We start from the raw sequence: 13,334 nt of genomic DNA on the forward strand, positions 1-13,334 counted from the left end.
TTAAGCGGATTTATGATATAATGAAGCGATAAAAACAGTGAAATAGGTAGAAAAACATGTTTCGTTTTAAAAAGAAAGAAAAGTTAAGTGTTCCCCTAGAAGTGCCCAAGCATATTGGAATCATCATGGATGGGAATGGTCGTTGGGCCAAAAAACGGATGCAACCTCGTGTCTTTGGGCACAAAGCTGGCATGGAGGCTCTGCAAGAAGTAACCATCGCAGCCAAGGAGATGGGAGTGCAAGCTCTAACGGTATATGCTTTCTCAACTGAAAACTGGACACGTCCTCAACAAGAAGTGAGCTTTATCATGAATCTTCCAGTTGAATTTTATGACCGCTTTGTTCCAGAACTTCATAGAAATAATGTGAAGATCCAGATGATTGGCGAGATTTCCCGTCTTCCTAAGGAAACCATAGAGGCTCTGAAAAAAGCAGAGGCATTAACCCACTCCAATACGGGCTTGATTTTGAATTTTGCCTTGAACTATGGGGGACGGGCGGAACTGACCCAAGCAGTCAAACAAATTGCCCAGGAAGTTCTCGATGCGCACTTGAATCCAGGCGATATTTCAGAAGAGACCATTGCCAATTATTTGTATACCAATAGTCTACCCAAGGACTTGCGAGATCCTGACCTGATTATTCGGACTAGTGGGGAGCTTCGCTTGAGTAACTTTTTGCCTTGGCAAGCGGCCTATAGTGAGCTTTACTTTACCGATGTGATGTGGCCAGATTTTGGAGAAAAGGCCTTGCATGATGCAATAGAAGAATACAGCCATCGTCATCGACGCTTTGGTGGTGTATAGGAGAGAAATAGATGAGAAAAGATTTACAGAAGCGAGTGATTTTTGGAGGAATCGCCTTAGCTTTCTTTATTCCAGTCGTCCTTGTTGGAGGAGTTGTTTTTCAGATTGTAGTGGGACTCATCGCTATGTTGGGTGTTCATGAATTGTTGAAGATGAAAGGCTTGCAGACCGAAACCATCGAAGGAGCCTTGGCTATGCTAGCAGCTCTTGTGTTAGCCCTGCCTTTAGAGAGTTACCTTCCTTTCTTGCCAGCAGGTGGCAATTTCATCGCCTACGGGCTCTTGGTCTTGCTATTGATGGGGACAACTGTCTTAGCACAAGGCTATACCTATGATGAGGTTGTCTATCCAATCGCCTCTAGCTTTTATGTCGGCTTTGGATTCCACGCCTTGATTCAGGCGCGCTTAGCAGGTGTGGATAAAATTCTCTTGGCCCTCTTTATTGTTTGGGCTACGGATTCAGGGGCCTACTTTATTGGGAGCCAGTTCGGTAAGAAAAAACTCTTGCCAAGAGTGTCACCTAATAAGACTGTTGAAGGAAGTCTAGGCGGGATTGCTTGTGCAGTCGTTGTGACGATGATCTTTATGATCCTAGATCGTACTGTTGCGGGATCTTACGGTTGGGTAACCATGATTCTCTTTACCATTCTTTTCAGTATAGCAGCTCAGTTTGGTGACCTCGTCGAAAGTGCCATCAAGCGCCATTTTGGAGTGAAAGACTCTGGCCGTTTTATCCCTGGTCACGGTGGTGTCTTGGATCGATTTGATAGCTTGATTTTTGTTTTCCCACTGATGCTATTCTTTGGTCTATTTTAAACAATAATCGTATAATCATCAGATAAAACGAAGGAGCGTGTATGCAATTTATTGCCTTTATTATCATTTTTGGCGTCATTGTTCTGGTGCATGAGTTTGGCCATTTCTATTTTGCAAAGAAATCAGGCATCTTGGTCCGTGAGTTTGCGATTGGGATGGGGCCAAAGATTTTTGCGCATGTGGGCAAGGACGGAACAGCCTATACCATTCGAATCCTTCCGCTGGGCGGCTATGTTCGTATGGCAGGATGGGGCGAAGATACGACAGAGATTAAGACAGGAACGCCTGTCAGTCTGACTTTGAACCCTGAGGGAACTGTTGTTCGGATCAACCTTTCTGGAAAAAATATCGACCAGACAGCTCTCCCCATGAATGTCACAGATTTTGATTTTGAGAATAAACTTCAGATTACAGGAATCGTCATCGAAGAGACCAAAACCTATCCTGTCCACCATGATGCAACCATCGTTGAGGAAGATGGGACAGAAGTACGGATTGCCCCTCTGGATGTGCAGTATCAAAACGCTAGTATCTGGGGACGACTGATTACCAACTTTGCTGGTCCGATGAACAACTTTATCCTGAGTATTGTTGTGTACTCGCTCCTGGCCTTTATGCAGGGAGGAGCAGTGGACTACTACAGCAACCATGTTCGAGTTGTTCCTCAAGGAGTAGTGGCTAAGGCTGGTCTAAAAGACAATGACCAGATTGTTCAGATCAATGAATACAAGGTTTCCAACTGGGATGAATTGACAGATTCAGTCCAGAAGGCAACCCGTAACCAAGGAAAAAATCCAGAAGTAACGATCACCTATGAACGAGACGGGAAGACTCAAAAAGTGACGGTCCAACCAGAAGAAGATGGTGGACGCTATTATATCGGTGTGATTAATGCCGTTAAGACCGGCTTTTTCGATAAGCTTCTCTCAGGTGTGACAGATACTTGGTACACCGCAACTCGTATCTTAACGGCCTTGAAGGATATTATCTTCCACTTTAGTTTGAACAAGTTGGGTGGTCCGGTAGCGATCTACAAAGCTAGTTCACAAGCAGCGGAGCTAGGACTTCCAGCTATCCTGTCCCTGATGGCCATGTTGTCCATCAATATCGGAATCTTTAACTTGATCCCCATTCCGGCCTTGGATGGTGGAAAAATCTTGATCAATCTGATCGAGCTGGTCCGTAGAAAACCGCTGAAGCAGGAGGTAGAAACCTACTTGACCCTTGCTGGAGTGGCAGTCATGGTTATCTTGATGATTGCCGTGACTTGGAACGATATAATGAAATTATTTTTGAAATAGAAAAGGAATGAATCTGAATGAAACAAAGTAAAATGCTTATTCCAACACTTCGCGAAATGCCAAGTGATGCGCAGGTCATTAGCCACGCTTTGATGCTCCGTGCTGGTTATGTTCGTCAAGTATCAGCAGGTGTTTATTCATATCTGCCACTTGCAAATCGTGTGATTGAAAAAGCTAAGAAGATCATGCGCCAGGAATTTGATAAGATTGGTGCCGTTGAGATGTTGGCTCCAGCCCTTCTCAGTGCGGATCTTTGGCGCGAATCTGGCCGTTATGAAACTTACGGGGAAGACTTGTACAAATTGAAAAATCGTGAGAAGTCAGACTTTATCTTGGGTCCAACTCACGAAGAAACGTTCACAGCAATTGTCCGTGATTCTGTCAAGTCTTACAAGCAATTGCCACTGAACTTGTACCAAATCCAGCCTAAGTATCGTGATGAAAAACGTCCACGTAATGGCCTTCTTCGTACCCGTGAATTCATCATGAAAGATGGCTATAGCTTCCACGCTAACTACGATAGCTTGGATGTAACTTATGATGAGTACAAGGCAGCCTACGAACGCATTTTCACTCGCAGTGGCTTGGACTTCAAAGCCATCATTGGTGACGGTGGAGCTATGGGTGGTAAGGATAGCCAAGAATTTATGGCCATTACTCCTTCTCGTACAGACCTTGACCGTTGGGTGGTGTTAGACAAGTCTGTTGCATCATTTGACGAGATTCCTGCAGAAGTGCAAGAAGAAATCAAGGCAGAATTGCTCAAATGGATGGTTTCTGGTGAAGATACCATTGCCTACTCAAGTGAGTCAAGCTATGCAGCTAACTTGGAAATGGCAACTAACGCCTACAAACCAAGCAACCGTGTTGTGACTGAAGATCAAGTAGCTCGCGTGGAAACACCAGGTGTCAAATCGATTGATGAAGTTGCTGCTTTCTTGAATGTCTCTGAAGACCAAACAATCAAGACCTTGGTTTATATCGCAGACGAGCAGCCAGTTGTTGCCCTACTCGTTGGCAATGACCAACTCAATGAAGTCAAATTGAAAAACTACCTTGATGCAGACTTCTTAGAACCTGCAACCGAGGCGGAAGTGAAAGAATTATTGGGAGCGGACTTTGGTTCTCTTGGGCCAGTCAATCTTCCAGAAAATGTCAAGATTATCGCAGATCGTAAGGTACAAGATAGTCGCAATGCTGTTGCTGGTGCCAACGAAGATGGTTACCACTTGACTGGTGTCAACCCAGGTCGTGATTTCACTGCCGAGTATGTGGATATCCGTGAAGTTCGTGAAGGTGAAATTTCTCCTGATGGACAAGGCGTTCTCAACTTTGCGCGTGGGATCGAAATTGGTCACATCTTTAAACTCGGAACTCGCTACTCAGCAAGTATGGGAGCGGATGTCTTGGATGAAAATGGTCGTGCAGTCCCAATCATCATGGGATGCTACGGTATCGGTGTGAGTCGTCTTCTTTCAGCCGTTATGGAACAACACGCTCGCCTCTTTGTGAACAAAACTCCAAAAGGTGAATACCGTTACGCTTGGGGCATCAACTTCCCTAAAGAATTAGCACCGTTTGATGTACACTTGATTCCAGTCAATGTCAAGGACGAAGCAAGTCTTGAATTGACTAGCAAGATCGAAGACCAATTGGTCAAGGCTGGCTACGAAGTCTTGGTCGACGATCGTAACGAACGTGCCGGTGTTAAATTTAGCGATAGTGACTTGATTGGCTTGCCAATCCGCATCACTGTTGGGAAGAAAGCAGCTGACGGTGTCGTAGAAGTGAAAATTAAAGCTTCAGGCGACACGATTGAAGTGCATGCAGACAACCTGCTTGAAACCCTTTCAATTTTAAATAAATAAGCTAAACTGCCAGTTTTACCTGGCAGTTTTCTTTTCCTGAAGAAGTAGCTAAACCCCTGACTTTCCGAAGCGCTAAGAGATTATTGCTATTCGGAATAATTTACCCTCGAGCTGAATAAGTTAAAAACAATTTTTTGCAAAAAAAACTAACCATAGCTAATAGCTTGGTTAGTTCAGTGTTCAAGACTAGTAATCTAGAGAAGTAGCGATCTAGTTATCTTCGCTAGGGAAAGACTCTCCAAAAGACAACTCAGAGTAAGGTATTTCAAAACTGTCTTTGTTATAAGTTACCTTGACTGAAGTCGTTCCAAAGTCGACGAGGATGGGATGTCCTGAAGTGATGATGGTATAGCGATCAGCGGTTTGTTTGATATCATAGACTGTCGTTGGTCCGTAAAGGTAATCAGAAGAATAGATATCCCCTTTTTTAATTGTTTTCGTTATGGCAACAGTTTCTTTAGTAGGAGAATAGGATAAATTATAGACTTCTTTTCTGTTGATATCTTGTGCAATAAAAGTTTGATGGTCATCACTTTTTGCTTGATAGTGAACAAAATTTTCATCAAATCGTTTCAGGGCGTTTTGCCTAGTGAGATACAAACTTCCTCCCCATAGACATAGACCTAAAACGGCAAGAGAAGCGATAGCAATCAGAACTGTTTTTTTAGTGAGGCGCATAAAAACTCCTTTAAATTTATAGTAAATAGAACTAGAGTAAGAAACTCGGATGAAAAAATAGGCGAAAATTTGTGAACAGGTAAACGTTCAAAAATGAATTAGAAAGCTTTATTCTTCTTCTGTCAAACCTTGTTCTTCGATAGCTTTAAAAAAGTCTTCAGGTTTATCTTTTAGTTTTTCAAAGAGGGTCCCCTTTTTGTCTGTCACGCCCAAAGCCGCCGCCGCCTCATCTACATCCATCTTGGCCAAATCAAATGTGATAAATTGCCGAACCGTTTTTTTATCTGCAGAAATTAGAACTTTTAACTCAATCCCTTTGGCTTTGTTCATCGCTTCAAAATAGGGACTGCTTTCCATGTCTTCCTGATAAAAGTCAGCTAGCTCTTCACGGCTTTTATCTTTTTCCTCTTCAGGGATCTCTTTTTCATGAATGAAAGAAAAAGCAGTCACCTTATCTTTTAGATAGTAGACTTTGATTTTAGTGACGACATCAGCACTTAATGCCCTTGAAAAAGTTTTCGTCTTCACCTTTTCTTCTTTGGCTTTCTGTTGACTCTGAGTTTGCTTGGGTTTGTTTTCTAGCTGATTCTGACTAGGCGTGCTACAGGCAGTCAGGGTCAGCAGACAGGCACCGGTTAGTAAAATTTTCTTCACAGAGAGGGCTCCTTTTAATAAATATTCTGTTCTATTATATCATAACTGAGCCCCGTGAAAAATGACTCGCTAATTGTGTAGGAGCTCGCACCTGGCCCCATTCTTTTTCTGTCGAAAAACAGGCCGATTTATGGTAAAATAGGGTCACTACTGTACGAGGAAATATCATGTCAAACAAGTTTGAAATCTTAATGAATCAGTTGGGAATGCCTTTGGAAATGCGTGAATCAGACGCTTTTGAAGGGGCTGAAATCCAAGAGGTCATCGTCCATAAACTCAGTCGTGTTTGGGAATTTCGTTTTGTTTTTGCCGAAATTCTTCCCATCACGATTTTTCAGGAGCTCAAAAACCGCTTGGCTGAGGAGTTTTCAAAGACAGGAAATCGAGCGGTGTTTGAGATTCAGGTAAAGAATCCAACTTTTAGTGAGGAGCTCTTGCAAGCCTATTATCAGGAGGCTTTTGAAGATGGTCCCTGTGCGAGTCAGGGCTTTAAGAGCATGTATCAACACCTGCAAGTCCGCTCTCAAGGAAAAGAGCTGATTATTAGTGGCCCTTCATCTGTGGATACGGAGCACCACCGGAAAAACCATCTGCCTAATCTTGCTAGTCAATTGACCAAGTTTGGCTTTCCCCATTTCCAGTGTCGGGTCGAAGCGGATGACCAGTTGACAGAAGAACTCCAGCAAGCCTTCGAGGCTGAAAAGGATCAAATCTTCCAAGCAGCTAACGAAGAAACTCTGCGGGCCATGGAGTCCTTGTCTCAAATGGCCCCACCACCAGCAGAAGAAAAACCAGCTTTTGATTTCAAGGCCAAAAAGGCTGCGGCTAAGCCCAAGCTGGATAAGGCAGAGGTCACTCCTATGATCGATATCACGACAGAAGAGAACCGTATTGTCTTTGAAGGAGTGGTCTTTGATGTTGAACAAAAGGTGACTCGGACAGGTCGGGTCTTGATCAATTTCAAGATGACCGACTATACTTCCAGTTTTTCGCTTCAAAAATGGGCTAAAAACGAAGAAGAAGCTCAGAAGTTTGACATGATTAAGAAAAACTCTTGGTTGCGGGTCCGTGGAAATATCGAGGTCAATAACTTTACACGAGATTTGACCATGAATGTCCAGGATGTTCAAGAAGTGGTCCACTATGAGCGCAAGGATCTGATGCCAGAAGGTGAGCGTCGGGTCGAGTTCCATGCCCATACCAATATGTCGACCATGGATGCCCTACCTGAGGTAGAGGAGTTAGTCGCAAAAGCAACCAAATGGGGCCACAAGGCTCTTGCCATTACCGATCACGGCAATGTGCAGTCCTTCCCTCATGGTTACAAGGCAGCTAAAAAAGCTGGCATCCAACTGATCTATGGGATGGAAGCCAATATTGTCGAAGACCGCGTGCCGATTACTTACAATGAAGTCGATTTAGACCTTCATGAAGCAACCTATGTGGTTTTTGACGTGGAAACGACAGGACTCTCAGCGATTTACAATGATCTGATTCAGGTTGCCGCTTCTAAAATGCACAAGGGCAATATTATTGCCGAATTCGATGAGTTCATCAATCCAGGGCATCCCATTTCCGCCTTTACAACGGACCTGACAGGCATTACCGATGACCATGTTCGCAATGCCAAACCTTTGAAACAGGTCTTGGAGGAGTTCCAGGAATTCTGTCAGGATGCGGTTTTGGTTGCCCATAATGCTACTTTTGACGTGGGCTTCATGAATGCCAACTATGAGCGTCATGGCCTTCCCAAAATCACTCAGCCAGTAATTGATACACTAGAGTTCGCTCGGAACCTCTATCCAGAGTACAAGCGTCATGGTTTGGGGCCCTTGACCAAGCGGTTTGGAGTTGCCTTGGAACACCACCACATGGCCAACTATGATGCGGAAGCAACGGGCCGCTTGCTCTTCATCTTTATCAAGGATGTAGCCGAAAAACATGGCGTGACCAATTTAGCTAAGCTGAATTTGGATCTAATTAGTCCGGATTCCTACAAAAAGGCACGGGTCAAACACGCAACCATCTATGTCAAGAACCAGACCGGCTTGAAAAATATGTTCAAATTGGTCTCTCTTTCCAATACTCAATATTTTGAGGGCGTTCCTCGGATTCCCCGGACAGTTTTAGATGCCCATCGGGAAGGGTTGATCCTGGGATCGGCTTGTTCTGAAGGAGAGGTCTTTGATGCGGTCGTCTCTCAAGGAGTTGACGCAGCAGTAGAAGTAGCCAAGTATTATGACTTTATTGAGGTGATGCCTCCAGCCATTTATGCGCCCCTCATTGCCAAAGAGCAGGTTAAGGATATGGACGAGCTCCAGACCATCATCAAGAGTTTGATTGAGGTGGGAGATCGCCTTGGCAAACCAGTCCTAGCGACAGGAAATGTTCACTACCTTGAGCCCGAGGATGAGATCTATCGAGAAATCATTGTCCGCAGTCTCGGGCAAGGAGCTATCATCAACCGGACTATCGGCCATGGAGAAAACGCTCAACCAGCCCCTCTGCCAAAAGCCCATTTCCGCACAACCAATGAAATGCTGGATGAATTTGCCTTTCTAGGGGAAGACTTGGCGCGCAAGATTGTTATTGAAAACACCAACGACCTGGCAGAAATCTTTGAACCCGTTGAAGTGGTTAAAGGAGACTTGTATACCCCATTTATTGACAAGGCCGAAGAAACAGTTGCCGAATTGACCTATCAGAAGGCCTTTGAAATCTATGGCAATCCGCTACCTGATATTGTTGATTTGCGGATTGAAAAAGAATTGACCTCTATCCTGGGGAATGGCTTCGCCGTGATCTATCTGGCTTCCCAACTCTTGGTGCATCGCTCCAATGAACGGGGTTACTTGGTGGGTTCACGGGGATCTGTTGGATCTAGCTTTGTAGCGACCATGATTGGGATTACCGAGGTCAATCCGCTCTCGCCTCACTATGTCTGTGGTCAGTGTCAGTATAGTGAGTTTATCACGGATGGTTCTTATGGTTCAGGCTTTGATATGCCCAATAAGGACTGTCCAAACTGTGGACACCAGCTTAGCAAAAACGGCCAAGACATTCCGTTCGAGACCTTCCTTGGTTTTGATGGGGACAAGGTACCCGATATCGATTTGAACTTCTCAGGGGAAGACCAGCCGAGCGCCCACTTGGATGTCCGTGATATTTTTGGGGAAGAATACGCCTTCCGGGCAGGAACAGTAGGTACGGTTGCGGCCAAGACAGCCTATGGGTTTGTCAAGGGCTATGAGCGGGACTATGGCAAGTACTACCGGGATGCAGAGGTCGAGCGTCTGGCCCAAGGTGCCGCTGGGGTCAAACGGACGACCGGTCAGCACCCAGGGGGAATCGTTGTTATTCCTAACTACATGGATGTTTATGACTTCACCCCTGTTCAGTATCCAGCAGATGATGTGACCGCCGAATGGCAAACCACTCACTTTAACTTCCACGATATCGATGAGAACGTCCTCAAGCTCGATGTCCTGGGACACGATGATCCGACCATGATTCGGAAACTTCAAGACTTGTCAGGCATTGATCCAAATGATATTCCTATGGATGATCCAGGTGTCATGGCCCTCTTCTCAGGGACCGATATCTTAGGAGTCACACCGGAGCAAATCGGTACCTCAACCGGTATGCTGGGAATTCCAGAGTTTGGGACCAACTTTGTTCGGGGCATGGTGGATGAAACCCATCCGACCACCTTTGCCGAGTTGCTTCAGCTGTCAGGTCTGTCTCACGGTACCGACGTATGGTTGGGAAATGCCCAAGACTTGATCAAGGCGGGGATTGCGGACCTATCGACCGTTATCGGGTGTCGGGACGACATCATGGTTTACCTCATGCACGCTGGCCTAGATCCAAAAATGGCCTTTACCATCATGGAGCGGGTGCGGAAAGGCATGTGGCTCAAGATTCCTGAAGAAGAGCGCAATGGCTATATTGAGGCCATGAAGGCTAACAACGTCCCTGAATGGTACATCGAGTCTTGTGGAAAAATCAAGTATATGTTCCCAAAAGCCCATGCGGCAGCCTACGTTATGATGGCCTTACGGGTAGCTTACTTCAAAGTGCATCACCCTCTCTACTATTACTGTGCGTACTTCTCAATTCGTGCCAAGGCCTTTGATATCAAGACCATGGGTGCAGGCCTAGAAGCCGTGAAAGCGCGGATGAAGGAAATCGCTGAGAAACGTAAGAACAACGAAGCTTCCAATGTGGAGATTGACCTCTACACCACCCTTGAAATTGTCAATGAGATGTGGGAACGTGGCTTCAAGTTTGGGAAACTAGACCTCTATCGCAGTGATGCAACGGAATTCATCATCGATGGAGACACCCTTATCCCACCATTTGTCGCCATGGATGGATTGGGAGAGAACGTAGCCAAGCAGATTGTACGAGCTCGCAAAGAAGGAGAATTCCTTTCTAAAACAGAGTTGCGCAAACGTGGAGGCGTCTCCTCAACCTTGGTGGAAAAGATGGACGAGATGGGAATCCTCGGCAATATGCCAGAAGACAACCAGCTTAGTTTATTTGATGATTTGTTTTGATGGATTCAACGATCCTCGCTCGGTTTGAGGTTGGTTAATGATAGAAAAGAAAAAAAGAGCAACATCCTGGAAGTCAGGGAAAATCATTTCCATTCGTCTACGAAATGGCATCTATGTCTTAGCACAAATGGTGCGAGAGCCCTATCTGGTATTTTTTAACCATTTTAAGGAGGAAAATAGCTGGAAGGGAGTGACCTTGAAAGAGGAGAATATTCTCTTTTGTAAAGCAGTCACTCGTCAGTTTCTACGCTCTAGTCCTGTAACGATTGTCAAAGATCTTGAGCCTCTCTTAGATTATAGGCTGCCTAAAGAATGGATTTATAGCGATATGGGAGGGCATCCGATTACGGTTTCGGTGAAGGGACAGGAGCGCCAAGTAGCTGGTTTTGGTCATCGGCTTTCCTTGGTTCAGGCGGATAAGGAAAGTGGCCAACCAGAGGACAATCCTCTGATGGGACTCTTCCAAGCCTATATCCTACCAGATATCCAAGAGCAAGATTGGGAGCGGGTCGGTCAGGCTGAGCTCATGTCACTCGAAGTCTTTCCGACGCTCAATGAACGTCTTTATCTCTGCTCTATCTATGGGAAAAATGTGAATCCAGAGCTAGATATCTCTTTGGGAAAGCCCCTGCCCGATGCTTATGAAACCTATCTCGATATTCTTACCAACAGCCCAGAGGCACGACGCCTCTATCTAGGCGAGGAGGATGCTAAGAAAGGAATAGAACGATGAGAGTCAAAATTTTTGCAGAAGACAAACCTGCTCAAAAAACATTTAGCTATCAATTAGAGCTAGATACCGATACAATTTTAAAAGTCACTGGCCTGGTCTGCTCCACAGTCGTGGTAGCAAACCTCTTGTCACTCTTAAAGGATTAATATAGAAAAGGATTGAACATGGTTTTACCAAATTTTAAAGAAAACTTAGAAAAATACGCAAAATTGTTGGTGGCAAACGGCATCAACGTGCAACCTGGCCATACTTTGGCTTTGAACATCGATGTGGAGCAAAGAGAATTGGCCCACTTGATCGTGAAGGAAGCCTATGCCTTGGGGGCGCATGAAGTGATCATCCAATGGGCAGATGATTTTACTACCCGTGAAAAATTCCTCCATGCACCGATGGATCGCTTGGACAACGTGCCTGATTACAAGATTGCAGAGATGAATTACCTCTTGGAACACAAGGCCAGTCGCTTGGGTGTGCGCTCGTCTGATCCAGGTGCCTTAAATGGTGTCGAGGCAGAGAAACTTTCGGCTTCTGCTAAGGCTTTGGGCATGGCCATGAAACCAATGCGCATCGCTACTCAATCCAACAAGGTCAGCTGGACAGTTGCTGCAGCAGCTGGTTTAGAATGGGCGAAAAAGGTCTTCCCAAATGCGGCGAGCGACGAAGAAGCAGTGGATCTCCTTTGGGATCAAATCTTCAAGACCTGCCGGGTGTACGAAGAAGATCCAGTCAAGGCTTGGGAAGAGCATGCTGCTATTTTGAAGAGCAAGGCAGATACACTTAATAAAGAACAATTCTCAGCCCTTCATTACACAGCGCCAGGCACCGATTTGACCCTTGGCTTGCCAAAAAACCACGTCTGGGAATCTGCTGGAGCCATCAATGCCCAAGGCGAAGGTTTCTTGCCAAACATGCCGACAGAAGAGGTCTTCACAGCTCCTGACTTCCGTCGTGCAGAAGGTTATGTAACTTCCACAAAACCGCTTAGCTACAATGGGAACATCATTGAAGGCATCAAAGTGACCTTTGAAAATGGAGAAATTGTGGATATCACAGCAGAAAAAGGCGATCAAGTCATGAAAGATTTGGTCTTCAAAAACAAGGGAGCGCGTGCCTTGGGTGAATGTGCCCTCGTACCAGATCCAAGCCCAATTTCCCAATCAGGCATCACCTTCTTTAATACCCTCTTCGATGAAAATGCCTCTAACCACTTGGCCATCGGGGCAGCCTATGCAACCAGCGTAGAAGGTGGAGCAGAGTTCACAGAAGAAGAACTCGAAGCAGCCGGCCTCAACCGCTCAGACGTCCACGTTGACTTCATGATCGGCTCAAGCCAAATGGATATCGACGGCATCCGTGAGGATGGAACACGCGTCCCAGTCTTCCGCAACGGAGATTGGGCAATATAGGGAGCAGGACAGAAATCGGTAGACGCAGTCTCGATTTCGTAGTCCTGCCCCCGCACAGTTGATTAGGAAGTACGAGTACCGCAGGTAGGAGTAGTTCCAATCAACCACTGCGCCAAGAGACAGAAATCGGTAGACGTAGTCTCGATTTCGTAGTCCTGCCCCCGCACAGTTGATTAGGAAGTACGAGTACCGCAGGTAGGAGTAGTTCCAATCAACCACTGCGCCAAGAGACAGAAATCGGTAGATGAAGTCTCGATTTCGTAGTCCTGCCCCCGCACAGTTGATTAGGAAGTACGAGTACCGCAGGTAGGAGTAGTTCCAATCAACCACTGCGCCAAGAGACAGAAATCGGTAGATGAAGTCTCGATTTCGTAGTCCTGCCCCCGCATAGTTGATTAGGAAGTGCGAGTACCGCAGGTAGGATTAGTTCCAATCAACCACTGTGCCGAGAGAAAGAAATCCGGTACTCAGAGCCTTTGTTTTTAGAATACATCAATAAAGAGTTTGGTTTTAA

The 13,334-nt window shown here is 45.6% G+C and carries 10 protein-coding genes; 8 read left to right on the forward strand and 2 right to left on the reverse strand.

Going from position 1 to position 13,334, the window contains the following annotated elements; all coding sequences use genetic code 11:
• The first annotated feature begins 56 nt into the window (after positions 1–56).
• From EL081_RS01750 to EL081_RS01765, 4 genes are read left to right on the forward strand one after another with little or no spacing between them, the layout of a single operon-like run.
• Positions 57–806, forward strand: coding sequence for an isoprenyl transferase (locus tag EL081_RS01750; protein ID WP_126403757.1), 750 nt, complete (start codon positions 57–59; stop codon positions 804–806).
• A gap of 11 nt (positions 807–817) precedes the next feature.
• The gene (locus tag EL081_RS01755; protein WP_006595031.1) at positions 818–1,621 is read left to right on the forward strand and encodes a phosphatidate cytidylyltransferase; all 804 of its coding nucleotides are present in this window, start codon (positions 818–820) and stop codon (positions 1,619–1,621) included.
• A 41-nt stretch (positions 1,622–1,662) separates the two neighbouring features.
• A complete protein-coding gene (rseP, locus tag EL081_RS01760; protein ID WP_006595030.1) occupies positions 1,663–2,922 on the forward strand; it encodes an RIP metalloprotease RseP in 1,260 nt (419 codons plus the stop codon).
• Between the two features lie 17 nt (positions 2,923–2,939).
• Complete coding sequence (locus EL081_RS01765) at positions 2,940–4,790, forward strand: proline--tRNA ligase (RefSeq protein ID WP_126403758.1); 1,851 nt, start codon at positions 2,940–2,942, stop codon at positions 4,788–4,790.
• Positions 4,791–5,000: 210 nt separating this feature from the next.
• Here the strand turns inward: EL081_RS01765 and EL081_RS01770 are convergent, their stop codons facing one another.
• Together EL081_RS01770 and EL081_RS01775 are read right to left on the reverse strand one after the other, a co-directional pair.
• Positions 5,001–5,468, reverse strand: a complete 468-nt coding sequence (locus EL081_RS01770) for a hypothetical protein (protein ID WP_126403759.1) — start codon at positions 5,466–5,468, stop codon at positions 5,001–5,003.
• A 108-nt stretch (positions 5,469–5,576) separates the two neighbouring features.
• The gene (locus tag EL081_RS01775) at positions 5,577–6,122 is read right to left on the reverse strand and encodes a DUF1307 domain-containing protein (RefSeq protein WP_185946465.1); all 546 of its coding nucleotides are present in this window, start codon (positions 6,120–6,122) and stop codon (positions 5,577–5,579) included.
• Positions 6,123–6,289: 167 nt separating this feature from the next.
• Here EL081_RS01775 and EL081_RS01780 point away from each other — a divergent pair, with 167 nt between their 5' ends.
• Genes EL081_RS01780 through EL081_RS01790 form a run of 4 tightly spaced genes read left to right on the forward strand, consistent with a single transcriptional unit; the run spans position 6,290 to position 12,820 of the window.
• Positions 6,290–10,681 carry a PolC-type DNA polymerase III gene (locus tag EL081_RS01780; protein WP_126403760.1) on the forward strand — a complete coding sequence of 1,464 codons (4,392 nt, stop codon included), beginning with the start codon at positions 6,290–6,292 and terminating at the stop codon, positions 10,679–10,681.
• A 37-nt stretch (positions 10,682–10,718) separates the two neighbouring features.
• Positions 10,719–11,414, forward strand: a complete 696-nt coding sequence (locus EL081_RS01785) for a hypothetical protein (RefSeq protein ID WP_126403761.1) — start codon at positions 10,719–10,721, stop codon at positions 11,412–11,414.
• Positions 11,411–11,560, forward strand: a complete 150-nt coding sequence (locus EL081_RS10020) for a hypothetical protein (RefSeq protein WP_023022162.1) — start codon at positions 11,411–11,413, stop codon at positions 11,558–11,560. The genes EL081_RS01785 and EL081_RS10020 overlap by 4 nt, the downstream gene beginning before the upstream one ends.
• An 18-nt stretch (positions 11,561–11,578) precedes the next feature.
• Positions 11,579–12,820, forward strand: coding sequence for an aminopeptidase (locus EL081_RS01790; protein ID WP_048691540.1), 1,242 nt, complete (start codon positions 11,579–11,581; stop codon positions 12,818–12,820).
• The last annotated feature ends 514 nt before the right edge of the window (positions 12,821–13,334 follow it).

The sequence above is a fragment of the Streptococcus viridans genome (assembly GCF_900636365.1).
In the GTDB taxonomy this organism is placed as follows: domain Bacteria; phylum Bacillota; class Bacilli; order Lactobacillales; family Streptococcaceae; genus Streptococcus; species Streptococcus viridans_A.